The organism is Streptomyces sp. MNU89, from assembly GCF_020982505.1.
Taxonomy (GTDB): Bacteria; Actinomycetota; Actinomycetes; order Streptomycetales; family Streptomycetaceae; genus Streptomyces; species Streptomyces xinghaiensis.
Genome location: NZ_JAJKLL010000001.1, coordinates 213,051 through 233,385, shown reverse-complemented (window position 1 = coordinate 233,385; position 20,335 = coordinate 213,051). Strand labels below are relative to the sequence as shown.

20 protein-coding genes are annotated in these 20,335 nt (G+C 74.2%); 6 read left to right on the top strand and 14 right to left on the bottom strand.

Features of this window, described 5'->3' with window-relative positions; genetic code table 11:
• Positions 1 to 76 precede the first annotated feature (76 nt).
• The 5 genes from E4N63_RS01140 to E4N63_RS01125 form a co-directional block, all read right to left on the bottom strand.
• On the bottom strand, positions 77 to 448 hold the full coding sequence (locus E4N63_RS01140; protein WP_374112654.1) for a toxin Doc: 372 nt from the start codon (positions 446 to 448) through the stop codon (positions 77 to 79).
• Positions 449 to 450: 2 nt separating this feature from the next.
• A complete protein-coding gene (locus tag E4N63_RS01135; RefSeq protein ID WP_125623384.1) occupies positions 451 to 702 on the bottom strand; it encodes a hypothetical protein in 252 nt (83 codons plus the stop codon).
• Positions 597 to 1,160 carry an ATP-grasp domain-containing protein gene (locus E4N63_RS31350; RefSeq protein ID WP_374112653.1) on the bottom strand — a complete coding sequence of 188 codons (564 nt, stop codon included), beginning with the start codon at positions 1,158 to 1,160 and terminating at the stop codon, positions 597 to 599. The genes E4N63_RS01135 and E4N63_RS31350 overlap by 106 nt, the downstream gene beginning before the upstream one ends.
• Entirely contained in the window at positions 1,088 to 2,776 is a 1,689-nt protein-coding gene (locus E4N63_RS01130) for a DUF885 domain-containing protein (RefSeq protein WP_230239667.1), read from the bottom strand. The genes E4N63_RS31350 and E4N63_RS01130 overlap by 73 nt, the downstream gene beginning before the upstream one ends.
• Positions 2,777 to 2,947: 171 nt before the next feature.
• The gene (locus tag E4N63_RS01125; RefSeq protein ID WP_043462671.1) at positions 2,948 to 3,421 is read right to left on the bottom strand and encodes an Lrp/AsnC family transcriptional regulator; all 474 of its coding nucleotides are present in this window, start codon (positions 3,419 to 3,421) and stop codon (positions 2,948 to 2,950) included.
• A 60-nt stretch (positions 3,422 to 3,481) separates the two neighbouring features.
• On the opposite strand from E4N63_RS01125, the gene E4N63_RS01120 reads away from it, so the two are divergent.
• A complete protein-coding gene (locus E4N63_RS01120; RefSeq protein ID WP_125623381.1) occupies positions 3,482 to 4,711 on the top strand; it encodes a PLP-dependent aspartate aminotransferase family protein in 1,230 nt (409 codons plus the stop codon).
• Positions 4,712 to 4,749: 38 nt separating this feature from the next.
• Here the strand turns inward: E4N63_RS01120 and E4N63_RS01115 are convergent, their stop codons facing one another.
• Together E4N63_RS01115 and E4N63_RS01110 are read right to left on the bottom strand one after the other, a co-directional pair.
• Positions 4,750 to 6,207: a GNAT family N-acetyltransferase gene (locus tag E4N63_RS01115; RefSeq protein ID WP_125623380.1), complete on the bottom strand. Its 1,458-nt coding sequence runs from the start codon at positions 6,205 to 6,207 to the stop codon at positions 4,750 to 4,752.
• Between the two features lie 535 nt (positions 6,208 to 6,742).
• Positions 6,743 to 8,323 carry an alkaline phosphatase gene (locus E4N63_RS01110; RefSeq protein ID WP_125623379.1) on the bottom strand — a complete coding sequence of 527 codons (1,581 nt, stop codon included), beginning with the start codon at positions 8,321 to 8,323 and terminating at the stop codon, positions 6,743 to 6,745.
• A 761-nt stretch (positions 8,324 to 9,084) separates the two neighbouring features.
• On the opposite strand from E4N63_RS01110, the gene sigJ reads away from it, so the two are divergent.
• Positions 9,085 to 9,972 carry an RNA polymerase sigma factor SigJ gene (sigJ, locus tag E4N63_RS01105; protein ID WP_230239666.1) on the top strand — a complete coding sequence of 296 codons (888 nt, stop codon included), beginning with the start codon at positions 9,085 to 9,087 and terminating at the stop codon, positions 9,970 to 9,972.
• A gap of 114 nt (positions 9,973 to 10,086) precedes the next feature.
• Here the strand turns inward: sigJ and E4N63_RS01100 are convergent, their stop codons facing one another.
• Entirely contained in the window at positions 10,087 to 10,833 is a 747-nt protein-coding gene (locus E4N63_RS01100) for an SDR family oxidoreductase (RefSeq protein ID WP_125623377.1), read from the bottom strand.
• 143 nt (positions 10,834 to 10,976) lie between these two features.
• Between E4N63_RS01100 and E4N63_RS01095 the strand changes: the two genes are divergently transcribed.
• Positions 10,977 to 11,468: a hypothetical protein gene (locus E4N63_RS01095; RefSeq protein WP_230239665.1), complete on the top strand. Its 492-nt coding sequence runs from the start codon at positions 10,977 to 10,979 to the stop codon at positions 11,466 to 11,468.
• A 231-nt stretch (positions 11,469 to 11,699) separates the two neighbouring features.
• Positions 11,700 to 12,410: an LPXTG cell wall anchor domain-containing protein gene (locus E4N63_RS01090; protein WP_125623376.1), complete on the top strand. Its 711-nt coding sequence runs from the start codon at positions 11,700 to 11,702 to the stop codon at positions 12,408 to 12,410.
• 152 nt (positions 12,411 to 12,562) lie between these two features.
• On the opposite strand, the gene mug is transcribed toward E4N63_RS01090, so the two are convergent.
• The 3 genes from mug to E4N63_RS01075 form a co-directional block, all read right to left on the bottom strand.
• Positions 12,563 to 13,105, bottom strand: coding sequence for a G/U mismatch-specific DNA glycosylase (mug, locus tag E4N63_RS01085; protein WP_230239664.1), 543 nt, complete (start codon positions 13,103 to 13,105; stop codon positions 12,563 to 12,565).
• 104 nt (positions 13,106 to 13,209) lie between these two features.
• Complete coding sequence (gene purB / locus E4N63_RS01080) at positions 13,210 to 14,643, bottom strand: adenylosuccinate lyase (RefSeq protein WP_125623375.1); 1,434 nt, start codon at positions 14,641 to 14,643, stop codon at positions 13,210 to 13,212.
• A gap of 130 nt (positions 14,644 to 14,773) precedes the next feature.
• A complete protein-coding gene (locus E4N63_RS01075) occupies positions 14,774 to 15,550 on the bottom strand; it encodes an SGNH/GDSL hydrolase family protein (RefSeq protein WP_125623374.1) in 777 nt (258 codons plus the stop codon).
• Between the two features lie 250 nt (positions 15,551 to 15,800).
• Between E4N63_RS01075 and E4N63_RS01070 the strand changes: the two genes are divergently transcribed.
• Together E4N63_RS01070 and E4N63_RS01065 are read left to right on the top strand one after the other, a co-directional pair.
• On the top strand, positions 15,801 to 15,935 hold the full coding sequence (locus tag E4N63_RS01070) for an SCO1431 family membrane protein (RefSeq protein ID WP_019708318.1): 135 nt from the start codon (positions 15,801 to 15,803) through the stop codon (positions 15,933 to 15,935).
• A 291-nt stretch (positions 15,936 to 16,226) separates the two neighbouring features.
• The gene (locus E4N63_RS01065; RefSeq protein WP_230239663.1) at positions 16,227 to 16,751 is read left to right on the top strand and encodes an anti-sigma regulatory factor; all 525 of its coding nucleotides are present in this window, start codon (positions 16,227 to 16,229) and stop codon (positions 16,749 to 16,751) included.
• Between the two features lie 131 nt (positions 16,752 to 16,882).
• Here E4N63_RS01065 and E4N63_RS01060 read toward each other — a convergent pair whose 3' ends face one another.
• From E4N63_RS01060 to E4N63_RS01050, 3 genes are all read right to left on the bottom strand, one after another.
• The gene (locus E4N63_RS01060; protein WP_125623372.1) at positions 16,883 to 17,899 is read right to left on the bottom strand and encodes a hemolysin family protein; all 1,017 of its coding nucleotides are present in this window, start codon (positions 17,897 to 17,899) and stop codon (positions 16,883 to 16,885) included.
• Positions 17,896 to 19,239: a hemolysin family protein gene (locus E4N63_RS01055; RefSeq protein ID WP_125623371.1), complete on the bottom strand. Its 1,344-nt coding sequence runs from the start codon at positions 19,237 to 19,239 to the stop codon at positions 17,896 to 17,898. Before E4N63_RS01055 ends, E4N63_RS01060 begins: the two co-directional genes overlap by 4 nt.
• Positions 19,240 to 19,463: 224 nt before the next feature.
• The gene (locus E4N63_RS01050) at positions 19,464 to 20,273 is read right to left on the bottom strand and encodes an ABC transporter ATP-binding protein (RefSeq protein WP_125623370.1); all 810 of its coding nucleotides are present in this window, start codon (positions 20,271 to 20,273) and stop codon (positions 19,464 to 19,466) included.
• Positions 20,274 to 20,335 lie beyond the last annotated feature (62 nt).

Below are 20,335 nucleotides of genomic sequence, written 5' to 3'. Positions count from 1 at the left end.
GCGCTCCCGGCGAGTGCCCCGCGCCGGGGGTTCACACCGGCCGGGGCCCGGAGCGTACCGGAGCGGCCGCGGTGGTTCAGATCCGCCAGGATCGGATGAGCTCGGCCGCGCCGTAGACCGTGGCGTCGGTCGACTGGAGGTCCTTGACCAGCTCGATCAGCGCGCCGTACGGCGGGTCGATGCCCTCGTTCGAGGCGTGCATGTACGCGACCGCGATACCGCAGGCGAACAGCGCGTTCCGCGACGGCAGCGGTTTCAGCTGGACGATGGTGTGGAGCAGGGCGGCGGCGCGCCAGGCCGCGTCGGCGTGCTCGCCGAGGCGGGGCGTGTTGACCCGGTGGCGGGCGACGGCGGCCGCGAGCGCGGAGTAGTCGTCGACGCCGGGATCGGTGGGCAGGATTTCGGTCTGGCGGGCCAGGAGCCAGCGGACGTCGATGAGGAGATCCACGCTCAGGCGGCTCCCCGCCGGGTGCCCCCGGCCCCCGCCGGAGCGTCCTCCGGGAAGGCTTCGTCGAAGGCGTCGGCGTTGTCCACGACGAAGGACCGGAAGATCTGGCCGGCCTCCGACATGGCGCGCCGCCGCGCCAGATCGTCGGTCACGGCCTCGCGCACCAGGGCCTTGAGCGTGACGCCTCTCTCCCGGGCGGCCTCGCGGAGCTCGGCGAGCTCCTCGTCGCTGAAGTCAATGTTGAGTGCGGGCATGCCGCCACGGTACTGCGCCGGTACCCCATTGCACAGAGCCACAGGTCAGGACGGTGCGGGCCGGGTACCCGCGGCCCGGGCGAGGGCGCGGAACAGCCGCTCCCCCCGGCGGTCCCGGCGGCCCCCGGCGGCAGGTCGCTCACCTGCCCGTCGCCGACCTCCACGACGCGCGGGACGCCGTCGGAGCGGAGCGCCAGATCCGTGGTCACGAAGCGGCACCCGAGCTCCGCGACGAGCGGCGCCAGCCGCGGCCCGGCGGCGCACAGCGCCGGAGCGGGGCGAACCCCGGGGCGGTCGCGCCGCCCGGGCCGGAGTCCCGGCAAGGGAAAACGGCGGGGGACGGAGCGGCCGGGCGCGGACGCCGCGGGCCCGGCCGCCGTGCCGCTCAGAGCCGGGCCAGCTCCTCCTCCAGGTCGTCCAGGCCCAGTGAGCCCAGCGAAAGGGCGGCCATGTGCCACCGCTTGAGGTCGAAGGCGTCCCCGTGCGCCGCGCGGGCCGCCTCCCGGCCGCGCAGCCAGGCGCGCTCGCCGAGCTTGTAGCCGATGGCCTGGCCGGGCATCCCCAGGTAGCGGATCAGCTCGCTCTCCACGAAGTCCGCCGGGCGCCCGGAGTGCCGCCCGAAGAACTCCTCGGCCAGCTCCGGCGTCCAGCGCTCGCCCGGGTGGAAGGGGGAGTCCGCGGGGATCCGGAGCTCCAGGTGCATCCCGATGTCGATGATCACGCGCACGGCGCGCATCATCTGCGCGTCCAGATAGCCGATGCGGCGCTCCGCGTCGGTGAGGAAGCCCAGCTCGTCCATGAGCCGCTCCGCGTAGAGCGCCCAGCCCTCCGCGTTGGCGCTCACCATGCCGACGGACGCCTGGTAGCGGGAGAGCCGGTCGGCCACGTGGGTCCACTGCGCGAGCTGCAGATGGTGGCCGGGCACGCCCTCGTGGTACCAGGTGGAGACCAGGTCGTAGACCGGGTAGCGGTCCTCGGCCGTGGCCGGGAGCCAGGTCATGCCGGGCCGGGAGAAGTCGGCCGAGGGCTGGGTGTAGTAGGGGGCCGCGGCGCTGCCGGCCGGGGCGATCCGGGACTCCACCCGCTTCACCCGCTCCGCGAGGTCGAAGTGGGTGCCGTCCAGCGCCTCGATGGCCTCGTCCATCAGCTCCTGGAGCCAGTTCCGGGCGGCGTCCACGCCTTCCAGGTGGTGCCCGTGCTCGTCGAGGTGGGCGATGGCCTTCCACGGGTCGTCCGCGGCGCCGGGCAGGATCTTCTCCGCCTCGGCGCGCATCTCGCCGAGCAGCCGGTGGAACTCCGACCAGCCGTAGGCGTACGCCTCGTCCAGGTCGAGGTCGGTGCCGTTGTAGGAGCGGACCCAGCGGGCATACCGTTCGCGGCCGACGATGTCCGGGGCACCCTCGACGGCGGGGCCGTAGTGGTCGCTCAGCCAGTCGCGCAGATCCTCGAAGGCGGCGGTGGCGTGGGCCGCCGCCGAGTCCAGCTCGCTGCGCAGCTCCGCGGGGCCGTCCGCGGCGAATGCGGCGAACCAGCTGCGGTCGGTGCCCACCCACGTGTCGAGCTGCCCGATGACGGTGGTGACCTGGCGGGGCCCGGCCGGCAGCTGCCGCTTCAGGCCCTCGGCCAGCGCGGCGCGGTAGCCGTCCAGGCAGGCGGGGACGGCCCGCAGGCGCTCGGCGATCCTCGACCAGTCCTCGGTGGTCTCGTTCGGGGTGACGGTGAAGATCGCACGAACGGCCTGCGGCGGCGAGAAGAGGTTGTTGAGGTTGCGCAGGCCCTCGCCCGCGTCGTGGACGGCCAGTTCGGCGGTGAGCCGCTCCCGGAGCAGGCGCGCGCAGCGGCGCTCCGCCTCGTCGTCCGCGCCCGGCCGGGACTCCGCCTCGGCCAGCCGTTCCAGGGTGGTGCGCGCCAGGGCGGCGACGGCCTCCTGGCCGGTGGGGGAGAAGTCCGGCAGGCGGGAGTGGCTCTCGGTGACACCGAGATAGGTGCCCGCGAGGGGGTCCAGTTCGACGAGGGCGTCGACGTAGGAGTCGGCGATCCGGCGGGGCAGCGGGCTGCTGGTGGTATCGGACATGCGGCCATCCTCGTACGGCGGCGGCCGTCCCGTCACCACCATCCGGCCGCGTGATCCTGTTCTACGGCGTCCGATATCCGATACGACAGCTTCGGTAGGCGGTGTCCGGAGGGCTCGGATCCGGTCTCCGGCGCACTGCCCGCCCGTGCCCCCGCACCGTCCGGCCCCGCGTCAGCCGGGAGGCAGCAGCGGCCCGCACTCCCACTGCTGGAACACCAGCCGCGTCTCGACACGGGCCACCTCCCGGCGGGAGGTGAACTCGTCCAGCACCAGCCGTTGCAGATCCGCGGTGTCCGCCACCGCGACATGGACCAGATAGTCGTCCGGCCCGGTCAGATGGAACAGCGCCCGCGACTCCGGCAGCGCCCGCACCCGTTCGACGAAGGGCCCGATCAGCTCCCGGCGGTGCGGACGTACCTGGACGAGCAGCAGCGCCTCCAGACCCCGGCCCAGCTTCGCCGGGTCCAGCCGCAGCGCGTTGCCGAGGATCACACCGCTGCGGCGCAGCCGCGCCACCCGGTCCAGGCAGGTGGAGGGGGCCACGCCCACCTCGGCCGCGAGATCCCGGTACGTGGTCCGGGCATCGTTCTGCAGCAGCCGCAGAATATGGAGATCCACCGGATCCAGAACCACCGAATCGGACATCGGCCGAACGTAGCACGGCACCTGGCCGCACGAGCCCGGTGGGTGTTCAGTATGCGATCCATGGAGACACCCTCCGGGCCCACCCCGCCCGTCCGCCGGTCCCTGTCCACCGAGGCCGTCCACGCCGGCCGCGAAGACCTCGCGGAACTCGGTCTGCACGCGCCGCCGCTCGACCTGTCCACCACCTACCCCTCGTACGACAGCCGGGCCGAGGCCGCCCGGATCGACGACTTCGCCACCACCGGCGCCCGCCCCGAGGGCCCGCCGGTCTACGCCCGCCTGGACAACCCGACCACGGCCCGCTTCGAGACGGCCCTCGCCCGGCTGGAGGGCACCGAGAGCGCCGTCGCCTTCGCCAGCGGCATGGCCGCGCTGACCGCCTGCCTCATGGTGCGGAACAGCGTGGGCCTGCGCCATGTCGTCGCCGTCCGCCCGCTGTACGGATGCAGCGACCACCTGCTGACCGCCGGGCTCCTGGGCAACGAGGTCACCTGGGTCGACCCGGCCGGCATCGCCGACGCGATCCGCCCGGACACCGGTCTCGTCCTGGTCGAGACCCCCGCCAACCCCACCCTCGCCGAACTCGACCTGGCGGCGGTGGCCCACTCCTGCGGAGCGGTGCCGCTGCTCGCGGACAACACCTTCGCCACGCCCGTGCTCCAGCGGCCCGCCGAGCAGGGCGCGCGGATCGTCCTGCACAGCGCCACCAAGTACCTGGGCGGGCACGGCGACGTGCTCGGCGGCGTCGTGGCCTGCGACGAGGAGTTCGCCCGGAAGCTGCGGCAGGTGCGCTTCGCCACCGGCGGGGTGCTCCACCCGCTGGCCGGATACCTGCTGCTGCGCGGCCTGTCCACGCTGCCGGTACGGGTCCGCGCGGCGTCGGCCACGGCCGCGGAGCTGGCGCGGCGGCTGGCGGACGACCCGCGCGTGACACGGGTCCGCTACCCGAGACTGGGCGGCGCGATGGTGGCGTTCGAGACCGCGGGCGACCCGCACGAGGTGATCGCCGGGGTCCGGCTGATCACCCCGGCGGTCAGCCTCGGCAGCGTGGACACCCTCATCCAGCACCCCGCGTCGATCAGTCACCGCATCGTCGACGCGGACGACCGGCACGCCTCGGGCGTGAGTGACCGGCTGCTGCGGATGTCCGTCGGCCTGGAGGACGCCGACGACCTCTGGGCCGACCTCGACCAGGCTCTCGACCGCGCGATGCGGGCCGGTGGCCCGGTCTCCGGCGCCGCGGGTGCGGCCGGCGACGCCGAAGGGCGGAAGCAGGGCGTCGCCGGGTAGTCGTGGCGCCCTGCCCGGTGGCCTGCGGTGCGGTGCGGTCAGCGCGTCGCCGGCGTGTACGGGCCGTGCGGCGGGCGGCTGTCCGGAGCCTGCGGGCGGGCCGGGGTCCCGGTCCGGGCGAGGCGGGCGGTGATGACGAGCGTGCCCTCCTCGATCTGGTAGTCGAGCGGGAGGCCGAGGCCGCGCATGGCGGCGACCATGCCGGTGTTGCCGGACTGGGTGACGGCGTAGACGCTCTCGCAGCCGGCCTCGCCCGCCAGGGCGACCAGCCGCCGCAGCAGCTCGCCGCCGATGCCCCGGCGCTGCCAGGCGTCCTCGACGAGCAGCGCCACCTCGGTCTCGTCGCCGTCCCACATCAGATGGCCGAGCGCGACCAGCCGGCCGGAAGCCGTCTGCACGGCCAGGGTGCGGCCGAAGCGCGGGCTGAGCAGATGGCCCAGGTAGCGGTCGGCGTCCTTGACGGGGCCGTGGTACCGCTTCCGCAGGGTCTCCGGGGAGCAGCGCTCGTGCATCTCGCGGGCGGCCGGGATGTCGGCGGTGTCCGCCCGGCGGACGGTGATCTCGCTGCCGCCCGGCAGCGTCCACACGTCCCGGCCGCGCGGCATCCGCGGGCCGAGGCGCGCGTCGAGTCCGACGAGCGCGCGGGCGCGGGCGAACTCGGTCGGGGTGAACGCCAGATACGGGCGCTCGATGCCGATCGTGCCGCCCGAGGGGTCGCGCAGCCGCATGACGGTCCCCTCCAGGACGCCCTCGGGCGGCACCTCGCCCTCGGACCCGCCCGCCTGCGGTGAGCCGGCGAGCGCCTGCCGCGGCTGCGAGCGGATGGTGCAGCGGCCGAGCAACTCCCGTAGAGCCAGCGGGAGTTCGGCGGCGTCCAGGGCGGTGCGGGTGGCGAGGTTCAGCACCCGGGTGGGGGTGTCGACGAGGTCGTGGGCGTCGGCGCGCTCCGTCCAGATGTCACGGCCGCCGGCCCCGGAGATCTCCCGGGCGAGGTCCGCGGGGGCCAGCTCCGCGGGCGCGCGGAGCAGGAACTCGTCGACGGTGCCCTCGGAGAGCGGGTGCGTCTGCAGGGCGAGGATGTCCACCCCGCGGCGGGCCAGCGCCGTGCACAGGGCGGCGAGGCTCCCCGGGGTGTCCCGCACCGTCGTCCGCACCCGCCACAGGGTGGTGGCGTGCACGGCCGTGCCGTCGCCGCCCTCCGCGCCGTCGCCGGGGCCGGTGACGGCCCCGCTCGCCGCGTCGGCCGGATCACCGGCGGCCGCGGCCCCCGGGGGTGAGTGACCGTGGCGGTGGGACCACCAACTGTGGAAAGCGGCCGTGGCGGCGAGGGCGACCGCCGAGGCGACGAGCAGCACCGGGCCGTCCGGGCCGTGGACGATCAGTTTCGCGATCGAGTCGGCGACCGCGACGGCGGTGAAGAGCGCGGCCAGTTCGATGAGGTCCCGCCGCCAGTGATGGAGGCGGCGGGCGGGCTTCGCGGGTGTCACATCGGTCATGGACCCACCGTGACCTACCGCTGTTGCGTGATCACGAACGTACTGTGACCGCCTGGTTAAGCAGGCTTCCGGGGTCTGTACGCGGATGGCGAGGAAAGCGGTTAACGCGGTGATGTGCGCCATTCGGCGAAGACAACGCGCCGGCTCGCCGCGGGGGACGCGGCGCCCCTGCGGCGTCCCGGCACGCCCAACGGCGGCCCGGCCCCGTGGGTGCGCACCGGCCCGGCCCGGCGCGCCGGAGGCCGTCCCGCGTTCCCCCTGCTTCCGCCCGGGGCGCCGGCGTGGTGGGGAGGAGGGGGACGGGGACCGGTGGTGGGCGACGCGGCCCACCACCTCCACCGCCGGTGCCGCCCCCGTATTGCCGTCAGCCTCCGCGCCCGGGTGACCAGACGGGAGGAGCCGCGCCGGGCGGCGAGTCCGGCCAGGCCGGGTATCTCTCCGCGGGGCCCGGTCCGCTCGGCGCAGTCGGCGGCGACGGCAGGCAGCGCGCCCCGACCGGCCGGGGCCGTACCGGACTCCGCCAGGCCCGGGAGAGCTACTGCCCCACGAGGCCCGGCTGCAGCACCTTGGTGAAGAGCACCCTGCCGCCCTCCTCGATCAGCCGCACCGTCAGCGCACCGCTGTCACCGTCGATCTCCACCTCGCCGTAGTGCTGGCCGCCCTCCAGCGGCGACACATTGGCGCGGTCGGGCGCCTTCACGAAGACCTGCTCCGGACCGAAGGTGGCGTCCAGACCGACCGCCGGGAAGCCGCCCGCGTTGAGAGGGCCCGACACGAACTCCCAGAACGGGGCGAAGTCCTGGAAGGCGGCCCGTGACGGCTCGTAGTGGTGCGCGGCGGTGTAGTGCACGTCGGCCGTCAGCCAGACCGTACCCGTGATCCGGTGGTGCCCGATGTGCCGCAGCAGTTCGGCGATCTGCAGTTCGCGGCCCAGCGGCGCGCCGGGGTCGCCCTGCGCCACGGCCTCGAAGTCGGCGGAGCCGTCCGCCACGACCAGCCCGAGCGGCATGTCCGAGGCGATCACCTTCCACACCGCCCGGGAGCGGGACAGTTCCCGCTTGAGCCAGGCGAGTTGCTCCCGGCCGAGGATGCCCTGCTCCTCCCGCGGCTGCCGACCGGGGGAGTTGGCGTTCCGGTACGTGCGCATGTCGATGACGAAGACGTCGAGCAGCGGGCCGTGGCGCACCACCCGGTGCAGCCGTCCGTCACCGTCCGGGCGCAGGGTGCGCACCGGGAAGTACTCGGCGAACGCCCGCCGGGAGCGGGCCGCGAGGACGTCCACGCGCTTCTCGGTGTAGCGGTCGTCGGTGAGGATCTCGCCCGGGTACCAGTTGTTGACCACCTCGTGGTCGTCCCACTGGACGAGGCCCGGAACCCGGGCGTTGAAGCGGCGCAGGTTCTCCGCCAGCAGGTTGTAGCGGAACGCGCCGCGGTACTCGTCGAGGGTCTCGGCGACCTTCGACTTCTCCTCCGTGGTGACGTTCCGCCAGACCCGGCCGTCCGGGAGGGTGACCGCCGGCTGGATCGGGCCGTCCGCGTAGACGGTGTCGCCGCTGTTGAGGAAGAAGTCCGGGTCCCGGCGGAGCATCTCGTCGAAGATGGGCAGGCCGCCGCGGTCGGGATTGATCCCCCAGCCCTGCCCGGCGAGGTCGCCCGACCACAGGAAGCGCACCCCCTGACGGCGGCGGGCCGGGGCCGTGCGGAAGCTGCCGTACACCGGCTCGCCCGTGCGCCGCGGATCGTCCGGGTCGGCGAGCAGCACCCGGTAGTGGATCTCCTGGCCGGCCGGCAGCCCCTGCAGCGGTGTGGTGCCCGTGAAGTCCGTGCCGGGGCCGAGCAGTGGTCCCGTGCGGCGCCGGACGTTCCGGAACGACTCGGTCGCCGAGGTCTCGACGATCATCCTGGCCGGCCGGTCCGAGCGGACCCACACCAGCCCTGAGGAGGCCGTCACATCACCGGTCTGCACCCCCCACCGCGCGGCCGGCCGCCCCGACCGCGCCTGGGCCGGCGCCGCCACGAGCCCGGCCGCCCCGGGCAGGGCGAGCGCCGCCGACGCGGCCGCGCCCCCTCGCAGAACCGACCGCCGTCCGACGATGCCCCCGGGTTCCCGCGCCATCTGGTGCCTCCTGTCGTTCCGGTCCGCCCGCCGTCCGGGCGGACGGCGGGCGGTGGTGTGCTGTGCCACGGGATTGCTATCGGCACCGGATGCCGCACGCCCGAACGGACAGTGAACAACCGGGTGGCGCCCGGCGGAAGGCCGCCGGCCGGCGCGGCGGCTCAGCAGTGCGCCGTCAGCCCGCGGGCAGCAGGCGCACCGCCCGTTCGATCTCCGCGGGCGGCAGACGCGCGTAACCGAGCACCAGCCGGACGGAGCCGTCCCCGGCCGGTGCCGCCCCGAAGTCGGACAGCGGACGGTGGGTGGCCGGCCCCGGTCGCGCAGCACCAGGGCCGGCAGTGTCAGCGCCTGCGCCACACCGGAGGTGCCTCCGCAGGCAGCCTGCACGGACGGGGTCCACGGTGACGGCGGTGCCGGGCGCGCGAGGGGCGGGCCCGGTGAGGGCCGGCGGGACAGCCGGCCGGCGGTGCGCTGCGGTGGCTCGGGGGCCGGTTCCGGCGCCCGGTGAGGAGCGGGAGGCCCTCTGCTGTGCCGGGCGGTCACGGTGGCGCCCCGGCCGGGGCGGCGAGGACCCTGGAATCCGTCGTACCGTCCGGTGCCGCATGCGTCGCCCGGCTCCCCGGACCCGGAGCGTGAACAGGGCCGTCGTGGCGCGCCGATCGCACGCACCGCGGGCCCTGCCGGGGTTCACGCCCGCGGCCCGGGTCCCACGGTCCCGCGGCGCCTGGACAACTCCCGTGGCCGTCCGCTGGGATGGGTCCGTGGCCACCGACACCGCGACCGATGTCTTCGAGGAGCACCGCCCGCTGCTGACCGGTGTCGCCTACCGGATGCTCGGCCGGGCCGCCGACGCCGAGGACACCGTGCAGGAGGCCTGGCTGCGCTGGTCCGCCGCCGACCGCGCGGAGGTCCGCGAGCCGCGTGCCTATGTCGTCCGGATCACCACCCGGCTCGCCCTCGACCGGCTCCGCAAGCTGCGCGCCCAGCGCGAGACCTACGTCGGACCGTGGCTGCCCGAGCCGGTGGGCCCCGAGTTCGCCGGGGCGGTGCCGGACGCGGGGGACCGGGCGGTGCTGGCCGAGTCCGTCTCGTTCGCCGTCCTCGTCGTGCTGGAGTCCCTGTCGCCGCTGGAGCGGGCGGTGTTCGTGCTGCGCGAGGCCTTCGGCTTCCCGTACGCGGAGATCGCCCGGGCGCTGGACCGGGAACCGGCGGCCGTCCGGCAGCTCGCCGCCCGCGCCCGGCGCCACGTCGGTGAGCGCAAGCCGCGCTACCGGGCCGACCCGGACCAGCAGCGCGAACTCACCGAGCGGTTCCTCGCCGCGGCTGCCGGCGCGGACCTCGGGGCGCTGCTGGAGCTGCTCGCCCCGGACGCCAGGCTGGTCGGCGACAGCGGCGGACGGGCCAAGGCACCGCTCCGTGTCATGGAGAGCGCCGGGAAGATCGCCCGCTTCCTCGCCGCCGTGGCCGGGGAACTCGACGGCCCGGCCGTGGAGTTCGTGCGCCGCGAGTTCAACGGGGCGCCCGCGGTGCTGGTCCTGGTGGACGGCAGGCCGGACACGGTCGTCTCCGTGGACGTCACCGCCGAAGGCCGGATCGCCTGCGTGTACCTGGTCCGCAACCCCGAGAAGCTCGCGGCCGTCGCGGTGTAGCCGTCGCGGCGCGGCGGGCCCGGCCCGCGCACCGGCGCACGTGCCCGGCCGCTCCGTCCCCGCCGTCCGACCGCGCGCCGCCCCGGCCGCGACGCCGGCGGTTGCGCCGCCGGATCAGAGGCCGCCCGAGACGCGCAGCACCGCGCCCGTCGTGTACGACGCCTCGGGCGAGAGCAGCCAGGCGACGGCGCCCGCGATCTCCTCCGGTTCGCCGGGGCGCCGCATCGGCACCCGGTCCGGGTTGCGCCAGGGGCGCTCGGGGTCGCCCATCGCGGCGTGCATACCGGTGAGAATCATCCCGGGCTGTACCGAGTTGACGCGGATGCCCTCGGCCGCCACCTCCTTGGCCAGCCCGTTCGTCATCGCGTCCACGGCCGCCTTGGTCGCCGCGTAGTGGACGTACTCGCCGGGGCTGCCCGTGGTGGCCGCGCACGAGGAGATGTTGACGATCGCCCCGCCCGCACCGCCGTAGCGCGTCGACAGGTCGCGCACCGCCCGGCGCGCGCACAGCAGGGCGCCCATGACGTTGACGTCGAGGACCCGCCGCATCACCTCCGGGTCCGTCTCGGCGAACCGGCCCAGCGGCCCGGTGATCCCGGCGTTGTTGACGAGGCCGGTGACGGGGCCCAGTTCGGCGGCCACTGTGTCGAACAGCGCATCGACCTGGTCCTCCGCACTGGTGTCCACCCGCACGGTCGCACAGGCGGCGCCCTCGGCGCGCACCGCTTCCGCCGTCTCCTCCGCCGTCTCCCGTGCCTTCTCGTAGCCGATGCCGATCGCGTGTCCGGCCCGCGCGAGACGGACGGCGACCGCCGCTCCGATGCCGCGGCCGCCTCCCGTGACGACGGTGACCTGCCCCATGCCCCACACCTCCGTGTACCGGTCTGCCGGAAGCCTGCCACACCGGCCCCGGGGCGCCGGCGGCGCGGGCGTGTCGAGGGCCGGGGCGCCCGACTCCCGTGTCCCCGGGGCCGGTTGTCGGTGACGGGTAGTTCACTGGACCCATGAGCACAGTGGAACAGCTCGCGGCGATCGACCGGCTGCGCGCCCGTCCCCTCCCGGCGGCGCGCGGCGGGCCCTCCCGCGGCGCGGAGGGCGGACCGGGCTTCCACCTGGCCGATCTGCGGGTGAGCGAGGAGTTCTGGGAGGACGACGGTTCCCGGATCCGGGAGGCGGAGGAGCAGTTCGAGGCCGAGTGCGAGGCGCTGGTCGTCCTGCTCTCCCGGCGCTGGGGCGAGCCGCGGGTCCTGGACCTCACCGAACACCTCATACGCTCGGCCGAGGGGGAGGCGGTTCCCGAGCCGCTGGCGACGCTGTGCGGCTGTGTCGGCGTGCTGTACGCCTGGCGGGCCGGGGGCCGCTGGCTCGCCGTCGGACTCGGCCGGCAGGGCCGCGAGTTACCGCTCCGGCTGCTGGCGGTCGTGGCGGAGGAGGACCCGGAGGATCCGGACGGCGAAGACCGGGACGGCCGGGGAAGCCCGGAGACCCGGGGGTGACGCACGCGGCCGCCGCCGGAGCGCCGCGGCTCGCCGGCTTCGATGTCCTCTTTCGAGCGGATGTACGTCGAACGAGTGCCCTAGGCTGAATCGTTACCGGTGATCAAAGGGACATCGCGGGCTCAATGGTGCTGATGCGGTGGCCGATTGGCTTGACCTGTACGAACAGATGGCTGGAAGCTGAGGCGTCACCCCCCGCTTCCGGCGCTTTTCTCGAAAACCTGGTGATCCATGCGCAGCCTCACTTCGGCGTGTGCGGTGGCAGCGGCCGCAGCGGCATCCCTGCTGCTGGCCCCCGTCGCGTACGCCACCCCGCCCGGTGACAACGGGACCGTCAAGATCCACGACGCCGAGACCGGCGAGGAGTTCGTCAAGAACGAGCCGCACGTCTGCGTCTTCTACCTGGACGCGTTCAAGTTCGACGGCGGCCAGCAGATCGAGTGGAAGATCCTCCAGATGCCGCCCACCGGCACCCTGGGCACGGAGGCCGAGTCCGGCACCCTGACCCTTGACGCCGAGGGGCACGGCCGCAGCGACGACCTGAAGCTGCCCGACGGCCACTACAAGCTCGTCTGGAACTTCGAGGGCGAGAACGGCAAGGCCAAGCAGAAGGTCTTCCGGACGGACTGCGAGGACGAGGACGAGAACGAGGGCGGCAACGGCGGGTCGTCCGGCGGGCCCTCCGGCGAGCCGTCGGAGGAGCCCTCGGGCAAGCCGTCCACCGAGCCGGGCGGCGAGACGACCGGTGAGACGACCGGTGAGCCGTCGAACGAGCCCACGGCCGCCGATACGGCCGGCCAGAACCCGTCAGGCGGCGGCAAGGAGGACCTCGCCGAGACCGGCGCCTCCGCCGTCATCGGCACCTCCGCGGCGGCCCTGGTGCTGCTGGGCGCGGGCGGCGTCCTGCTGATGCGCCGCCGGGCGGCCCGCGGCGAGAGCTGACGGAACACCCGCCGGCAGTACCGGACGCGCACCGGTGCCGGACCCCACCTCGTCGGGGTCCGGCACCGGTGCTGTCGTCTCCCGGGTCTTCGGACCCGGCGGGCGCGCCGTCACGGCCGTGCCCCGGCCGCCCTCACGGCGTTCGGGCCCGCTCACCGGCCCGGCGGGCCGGGCCACCCGTCCTGCTCGTCCCGGTCGTTCTGCTCGTCCCGCTCGGCGGCCTCGCGCAGGCGGGCGAACTCCTCCGCCATCGTCGCCGTCGTCCAGTGCGCGTTGAGGCCGCTCGGATTGGGCAGGGCCCAGATCCGCGTCCGGCCGATCACCCGGGCCTGCGGGCCGATCACCGCCGCCTTGTCCCGGAAGGCCACCCGGTAGGCCGTGATCCCCAGCACCGCGAGCCGGCGCGGTTGGTACCGCAGCACCTTCTCCGCGAGCAGGCGCCCGCCCTCGCGCATCTCCTCGTCGCTCAGTTCGTCCGCCCGGGCCGAGGCGCGCGCGGCGACATTGGTGATGCCGAGCCCGTAAGCGGGCAACTCCCGCTCCTCGTCGGGCCGGAGCAGCCGCGGGGTGAAGCCGGAGGCGTGCAGCACCGGCCAGAAGCGGTTGCCCGGCCGGGCGAAGTGGTGACCGGTCGCCGCCGACATCAGACCGGGGTTGATACCGCAGAACAGCACCCGCAGGTTGTGCGCGATCACATCGTCGACGGTGCGGTCGCGGGCCGCCTCCAGTTCCTCCTGGCTCGGGCGGGACGGCGGACGGCGTGCCGGATGCCGCCGCCCCGCCCGGGACTCCCCGCCCTTCAGAGGATCGCTCCCGGGGTGTACGCGGCGGCCTCCGGGCGCGCGGCCGTGATCTCCTCGATCCGGGCCACGACCGATGCCACCTGGTCCGCCGCCGCACCCGTGAAGGAGAGGCGGTCCGCCATCAGCGCGTCGAGCTGCGGGCGGTCCAGGGGGATGCGCTCGTCGCCCGCGAGCCGGTCCAGCAGTTCGTTGCGCTCGGCGCCCTTCTCGCGCATCGCCAGGGCCGAGGCGACCGCGTGCTCCTTGATGACCTCGTGCGCGGCCTCCCGGCCCACCCCGGCCCGCACGGCGCCCATCAGCACCTTGGTGGTGGCGAGGAACGGCAGATAGCGGTCCAGCTCGCGGGAGACGACCGCGGGGAAGGCGCCGAACTCGTCGAGCACCGTCAGGAACGTCTCCAGCAGGCCGTCCAGGGCGAAGAACGCGTCCGGGAGGGCCACGCGGCGCACCACGGAGCAGGACACGTCGCCCTCGTTCCACTGGTCGCCGGCGAGCTCGCCGGTCATCGAGGCGTAGCCGCGCAGGATCACCATGAGGCCGCCCACCCGCTCGCAGGAACGGGTGTTCATCTTGTGCGGCATGGCGGAGGAGCCGACCTGACCGGGCTTGAAGCCCTCCGTGACCAGCTCGTGCCCGGCCATCAGCCGGACCGTCTTGGCCAGTGAGGACGGCGCGGCGGCCAGCTGCACCAGCGCCGTCACGACGTCGTAGTCCAGCGAGCGCGGGTAGACCTGGCCGACGGAGGTGAAGGCCCGGCCGAAGCCGAGGTGGCCGGCGACCCGCCGCTCCAGCTCGGAGAGTTTCGCGGCGTCGCCGCCGAGGAGGTCGAGCATGTCCTGCGCGGTGCCGACCGGGCCCTTGATGCCGCGCAGCGGATAGCGGCCGAGGAGGTCCTCCAGCCGGCCGTACGCCACCAGCAGTTCGTCGGCGGCCGTCGCGAACCGCTTGCCGAGGGTGGTCGCCTGCGCGGCGACGTTGTGCGAGCGGCCGGCGATCACCAGTTCCGCGTGCTCGGCGGCGAGACGCCCCAGCCGGGCCAGCACGGAGACCGCGCGGTCCCGCACCAGCTCCAGGGAGAGACGGATCTGCAGCTGCTCCACGTTCTCGGTGAGGTCCCGGGAGGTCATGCCCTTGTGGACGTGCTCATGGCCGGCGAGGGCGTTGAACTCCTCGATCCGGGCCTTCACATCGTGCCGGGTGACCTTCTCGCGTTCCGCGATCGACGCCAGGTCCACCTGGTCGAGCACCCGCTCGTAGTCGGCGAGGGCCTGTTCCGGCACCTCGATGCCGAGATCCTTCTGCGCACGGAGGACGGCCAGCCACAGCCGGCGCTCCAGCGTCACCTTGTACTCGGGGGACCACAGGGCGGCGAGCTCCGCGGAGGCGTAGCGGCCGGCCAGAACGTTCGGGATACGGGGCTTGGAGGTCACGTGACGGCATTCTACGGGCCGGTCCGGCGGGGCCTCCGCCCGCCTCCGCGCCCCGTCCGCCGGCCTCCTCGGTCGGCCTTTCCCGTTCCCGGGCGGCCGCCGCCCGGGAACGGCACCGCCGGGAGCGCGCTCAGAGTTCGTACGGGTACGGCAGGAGGTCGCCGCGCTTGGGCATCAGCCCGTCGCCGGAGGAGCGCCCGGTCAGCCGGCGGCCGATCCACGGCAGCAGATGCTCGCGGGCGAACCGCAGGTCGCTGCTCCGCCGCCGGTACCAGCTCACCGGCTGCACCGGCGGCAGCGGTTCGGTCCAGTCCCGGCGCGGCTCCAGGCCGATCGTCTGCCAGACCGCCTCCGAGACCCGCCGGTGGCCCTCGGTGGTGAGGTGGAGCCGGTCGACGGCCCACAGCCGCGGGTCGCCCAGCGCCCCCGGGCCGTAGAGGTCCACGACGAGGGCGCCGTGCGCCTCGGCCAGTTCGTCGATGAAGCCGAAGAGCTGTTCCATGCGCGGCCGGAAGCGTTCCATCACCGGGCCGTTCCGCCCGGGGCTGCGCATCAGCACCAGCCGGCCGCAGTTGGGGGCGAGCTTGGTGACGGCCTCCTCCAGCCGGGCGCGGACCATGCCCATGTCGCACTTGGGGCGGAGGGCGTCGTTGAGCCCGCCGACGAGGGTCACGAGGTCCGCGTTCATCGCCGCCGCGACGTCCACCTGTTCGTCCACGATCTGGCCGATGAGCTTTCCGCGCACCGCCAGGTTGGCGTAGCGGAAACCGGGCGTCCGGGCGGCCAGGTCCGCCGCGAGGAGATCGGCCCAGCCCCGGTAACTGCCGTCCGGCAGGCGGTCGGACATGCCCTCGGTGAAGGAGTCGCCCAGGGCGACAAAACTGGTGTAGGAGGCATTCATCTGCATGACGCCGGAAATCCTACGCCCGCCGGGGGGCGGGGAGGATGCCGGGCGGGATGAGTCACGGGTCACAGCGGGCCGCGCGATTCGGGTCTATTGTCGCCCGACCGGTACCGGTATGGGTGCTGTTCCCCGGCGCTGTCCGGTACCCCGGGCCGTCCCCGTCGCCGGTCCGTTTCCGCAACCGTCCCGCCGGCCCGCGCCACCCCGTGGCGGGGCCGCCCCGGCGGGACCGATCGGCAAGGAGTGTGCGCTGATGACCGCTGCCGCTGTCGTGGCCGCCCGTACCGGCGGACCGTCCGACGACGACCACCCGCTGCTGGAGCAGATCGCGGGCTGGGTGCTGACGATCGTGCTGGCGATGCTCATCGCACGGTTCGGTCCGCTCTGACCCCGGGGGGACCTGACCCCGGGAGGCTCGCGGCCTGCCCGGCGATGTCCGGCGGAGCGTCAGGAACAGATCGGTCATGAACGCTTTACTTCCAGGTAAACGCATTTTATTGTTTTACGCGGAAGTAACCCGCAGCTTTTCTCTGCCCGGAGTTCCGGGCGGAACAGCCGCGTGGCAGCCTCGCAGCGTCGCGAACCTTCCCGTGCCGCACACGGCGCGCTCGATCCGCTGAGCCCTTGTCGTCCGGACAGCCGGGCCGTAGTGGAGATCCCATGTACCACCCCCACCCCGGTGGACCCGCCGAGGCCGCGCTGGCCCAGCCGCCCCGTGCCCGTGTGCCGCCCGGCCTCCGAGCCGGCGGCACCGGAGCCCGACACCGGCCGGGCCGGCCCCTGGCCGCTGCCGCGGTCGGGCGAGGCGTGCGCGCTCGCCCGCAGGGCCGTGCGCCACACCCTGTCCCGGTGGGGGCTCGGTGATCTCGCGGACACCGCGGAACTCCTGGTCAGCGAGCTCGTCGCCAACGCGCTGCGCCATGCGCACGGCCCCGTCCACCTGACCCTCGTCCGCGGCAGGTCGGTCTGCTGCCAGGTCGGCGACGGAAGCCGGGAACTGCCCCGGGTCCGCCGCGCCACCGCGGACGACGAGGACGGGCGGGGCATGTCGATGGTCGACCTCATGGCCTGCGACTGGGGCGCGGACCGCACCCCCTGGGGCAAGGAGGTCTGGTTCTCCCTCCCCGCTCCGGCCCTTCCCGCTCCGGCCCTTCCGGCCACCGCCGTCCCGGCCCCGGCGCCGCCCGCCGAAGAGCGGGACTGAGCCCGCGCGCCGGCTCCCGGCGCATACCCCGGACGCCTGCCCCGGGCCGGGCACCGCGCCCGGGCGCCCGGCACCCCGGGGCCCAGGCGCCGGCGTTCCCGCCGGACGCCCGGGCCCCCGGTGCTCCGCGATCAGGCGGGCGTGCGCCCGACCAGCTCCCGCAGCACGTCCTCCATGGTGACCAGACCGGCCAGCCTGCCGTCCGCTCCGATCACCGCGGCCAGATGGGTACTGGAACCGCGCATCGCTCCCAGCGCGTCGTCGAGCGGCGTCTCCGCCCGGACCCGGGCGATCGGCCGCATCGCCGCCACCGGGAACGGCAGATCCCGCGGCCGGGCGTCCAGCGCGTCCTTCACATGCAGGTAGCCCAGGATCCGGCGGCCCGAGTCCACGACCGGGAAGCGGGAGAACCCCGACTCCCACGCCAGCTTCTCCAGGCCCTCCGGCGTGATGCCGAGCGGAGCGGCGACCACATTGGCCACCGGTTTGACGACCTCCTGTACGGGCCGCCGGCCGAGTTCCAGGGCATCCCGCAGACGCTCCGTCGACCGCTTGTCCAGCAGCCCGGCCTCACGGGAGTCGGCCACCATCCGGGCCAGCTCGTCGTCCGAGAACGTGGCCGCGACCTCGTTCTTCGGCTCGACGCGCAGCAGCTTCAGCAGCGTGTTGGCCAAGGCGTTGACGGAGAAGATCACCGGGCGGAGCGCCCGGGACAGGGCCACCATCGGCGGGCCCAGGGCGAGCGCGGTCCGCACGGGCGCCGCGAGCGCGATGTTCTTCGGGAGCATCTCGCCGAAGAGCATGTGCAGATACGTCGCCGCCGCGAGCGCGATGACGAAGGAGATGGGGTGCACCAGGCCGTGCGGCACGCCCACCGCGTCGAACAGCGGCTCCAGCAGATGGGCGATCGCAGGCTCGGCGACCACACCCAGCACCAGGGTGCACAGCGTGATGCCCAGCTGCGCGGCGGCCATCAGCGCCGAGACGTGCTGCAGTCCCCACAGCACACTCCTGGCGCGCCGGTTGCCCTCCTCGGCGAGCGGTTCCACCTGGCTGCGCCGGACCGAGATCATCGCGAACTCGGCACCGACGAAGAAGGCGTTCGCGACCAGGGTCAGCAGACCCACGAAAAGCTGGACCGCGGTCATCGGGAGGCCTCCTCGGGGTGCTGTTCGCCGTGTACGGGCAGCGGCGCGTGCAGCAGCACGCGGGCCGCCCGGCGTCCCGACGCGTCCACCACGTCGACGCGCCAGCCGGCCACCTCCACCCGGTCGCCCTCGGCCGGTATCCGGCCGAGCTCCGTGGCGACCAGCCCGGCCAGGGTCTCGTACGGCCCCTCGGGGGCGCGCAGGCCGATCTTCTCCAGCTGGTCGGTACGGGCCGCGCCGTCCGCCGCGTAGAGCTCCCGGCCCTCCGCGTCCGTGCCGGCCGGCGCCAGGTCGGGCGCCTCCAGCGGGTCGTGCTCGTCCCGGACCTCGCCGACGACCTCCTCGACGATGTCCTCCAGGGTGACGACACCGGCGGTGCCGCCGTACTCGTCGATGACGACGGCCATGCTGCGCTTGCCGGAGAGCCGGTCGAGCAGCCGGTCCACGGTCAGCGACTCCGGCACGAGCAGCGGCTCGCGCAGCAGCTCGGTCACCGGATGACGCGCGCGCCGCTCGGCGGGGACCGCCAGGACGTCCTTGATGTGGGCGATGCCGACGACCGTGTCGAGGCTGCCCCGGTAGACGGGGAAGCGGGAGAGGCCGGTGGCGCGGGTCGCGTTGGCGACGTCCTCCGCGCTGGCCTGCACATCGAGCGCCATGACCTGCACCCGCGGGGTCATGACGTTCTCGGCGCTCAGCTCCGAGAGGTTCAGCGTCCGCACGAACAGCTCGGCCGTGTCCGGCTCCAGGGCCCCCTCCTTGGCCGAGTGCCGGGCCAGGGCCACCAGCTCCTGCGGGCCGCGGGCGGACGCCAGCTCCTCGGCGGGCTCCAGGCCCATCCTCCGGACGAGGCGGTTGGCGGAGTTGTTGAGATGGCCGATGAGCGGGCGGAAGGCCGCGCTGAAGGCGCGCTGCGGTGTGGCGACGGCCTTGGCGACCGGCAGCGGGCTGGAGATCGCCCAGTTCTTCGGGACCAGCTCGCCGACCACCATCAGCACGAGGGTCGACAGGGCCGTGCCGGTGACGAGGGCGACGGAGCCCACGGCCCCGTCGGGCACCCCGGCGGCGGTGAGCGGTTCGCGCAGCAGCGCCGCGATGGAGGGCTCGGCGAGCATACCGATGACCAGGTTGGTGACGGTGATGCCCAGCTGGGCGCCGGAGAGCTGGAAGGTCAGATTGCGGACGGCCTTCAGGGCGCTCTCCGCGCCGCGTTCACCGTTCTCGACCGCCCGTTCCAGGCTGCCGCGCTCCAGGGTGGTCAGCGAGAACTCCGCCGCCACGAAGGCGCCGCAGGCCAGTGAGAGGAGGAGAGCCAGGGCGAGAAGCAGGAATTCGATCATCGGGTTCACCTCCTCCCATGGTGGGCCGGGGAACGGAGGATCGCGCGATGGTCACTACTGGGAGGCTCGCCCATGGGCGGACGCTCACACCTTTCGTCATGCGGGCGGGGGGCCGCGAGGCCCGGGGGAACCACCATAGTAAAGGCTCAGCAAAACGGCGGGCGGAGCGGTGGCGAACGCGCTCCGCCCTCCGGGGCCGGGCCCGGCGGTATGGCGGCCCGGGCTCAGCTCTCCGGTCCGCCGCTCTCGCCGGGCGGCGGGGGACCGGGGGAGAAGAGGCGCATCCGCTGGAGCACCCGTTCGGCGGTCGGCTCCGCCATCTCGTCCACGATGCGCCCGTCGGCCAGGAAGAGCACGCGGTCGGCATGGGCGGCGGCGTTGGGGTCGTGGGTGACCATCACCACCGTCTGCCCGAGCTCGTCGACGGCCTCGCGCAGGAAGCGCAGCACCTCCCGCCCGCTCCGGGAGTCCAGGTTGCCGGTCGGCTCGTCCGCGAAGATCAGCTCGGGGCGGGAGGCCAGGGCCCGCGCACAGGCCACCCGCTGCTGCTGGCCGCCGGAGAGCTGGGACGGGCGGTGTGAGAGCCGGTCCCGCAGCCGGAGGGTGTCGATCACCCGGTCGAGCCAGGCGCGGTCCGGCTTGCGGCCCGCGATGTCCATCGGGAGCGTGATGTTCTCGGCCGCCGTCAGCGTCGGCAGCAGATTGAACGACTGGAACATGAAGCCGATCCGGTCGCGCCGCAGCCGGGTGAGATCCCGCTCCTTGAGCCCGGTGATCTCGGTGCCGCCCAGCCAGACCCGGCCGGCCGAGACCGAGTCCAGTCCGGCCAGGCAGTGCATCAGCGTGGACTTCCCGGAACCGGAGGGGCCCATCACCGCCGTGAACCGGCCCCGTTCGATCGTGACGTCCACGGCGTCGACCGCGATGACCGCCGTCTCGCCGGAGCCGAAGGCCTTGGTGAGCGATTCGGCCCGGGCGGCCGGGGGCCGTCCGTCCGCGGAGTCGTGGGTGGTCTCCTGTGCAAGCGTGGGCATGGCCCTCTCCCGGCTCGGTGTGGCGTCCCCCGGAGGTCCCGAGGGTAGGGGCCCGCTGGACG

Excerpts from the sequence above, each read along its gene's own strand:
- E4N63_RS01135 (WP_125623384.1), bottom strand. The coding sequence starts at position 702 with ATGCCCGCACTCAACATTGACTTCAGCGACGAGGAGCTCGCCGAGCTC.
- E4N63_RS01130 (WP_230239667.1), bottom strand. The coding sequence starts at position 2,776 with ATGTCCGATACCACCAGCAGCCCGCTGCCCCGCCGGATCGCCGACTCC.
- E4N63_RS01125 (WP_043462671.1), bottom strand. The coding sequence starts at position 3,421 with ATGTCCGATTCGGTGGTTCTGGATCCGGTGGATCTCCATATTCTGCGG.
- E4N63_RS01120 (WP_125623381.1), top strand. The coding sequence starts at position 3,482 with ATGGAGACACCCTCCGGGCCCACCCCGCCCGTCCGCCGGTCCCTGTCC.
- E4N63_RS01115 (WP_125623380.1), bottom strand. The coding sequence starts at position 6,207 with ATGACCGATGTGACACCCGCGAAGCCCGCCCGCCGCCTCCATCACTGG.
- E4N63_RS01110 (WP_125623379.1), bottom strand. The coding sequence starts at position 8,323 with ATGGCGCGGGAACCCGGGGGCATCGTCGGACGGCGGTCGGTTCTGCGA.
- E4N63_RS01100 (WP_125623377.1), bottom strand. The coding sequence starts at position 10,833 with ATGGGGCAGGTCACCGTCGTCACGGGAGGCGGCCGCGGCATCGGAGCG.
- E4N63_RS01095 (WP_230239665.1), top strand. The coding sequence starts at position 10,977 with ATGAGCACAGTGGAACAGCTCGCGGCGATCGACCGGCTGCGCGCCCGT.
- E4N63_RS01090 (WP_125623376.1), top strand. The coding sequence starts at position 11,700 with ATGCGCAGCCTCACTTCGGCGTGTGCGGTGGCAGCGGCCGCAGCGGCA.
- E4N63_RS01075 (WP_125623374.1), bottom strand. The coding sequence starts at position 15,550 with ATGCAGATGAATGCCTCCTACACCAGTTTTGTCGCCCTGGGCGACTCC.
- E4N63_RS01070 (WP_019708318.1), top strand. The coding sequence starts at position 15,801 with ATGACCGCTGCCGCTGTCGTGGCCGCCCGTACCGGCGGACCGTCCGAC.
- E4N63_RS01060 (WP_125623372.1), bottom strand. The coding sequence starts at position 17,899 with ATGACCGCGGTCCAGCTTTTCGTGGGTCTGCTGACCCTGGTCGCGAAC.
- E4N63_RS01055 (WP_125623371.1), bottom strand. The coding sequence starts at position 19,239 with ATGATCGAATTCCTGCTTCTCGCCCTGGCTCTCCTCCTCTCACTGGCC.
- E4N63_RS01050 (WP_125623370.1), bottom strand. The coding sequence starts at position 20,273 with ATGCCCACGCTTGCACAGGAGACCACCCACGACTCCGCGGACGGACGG.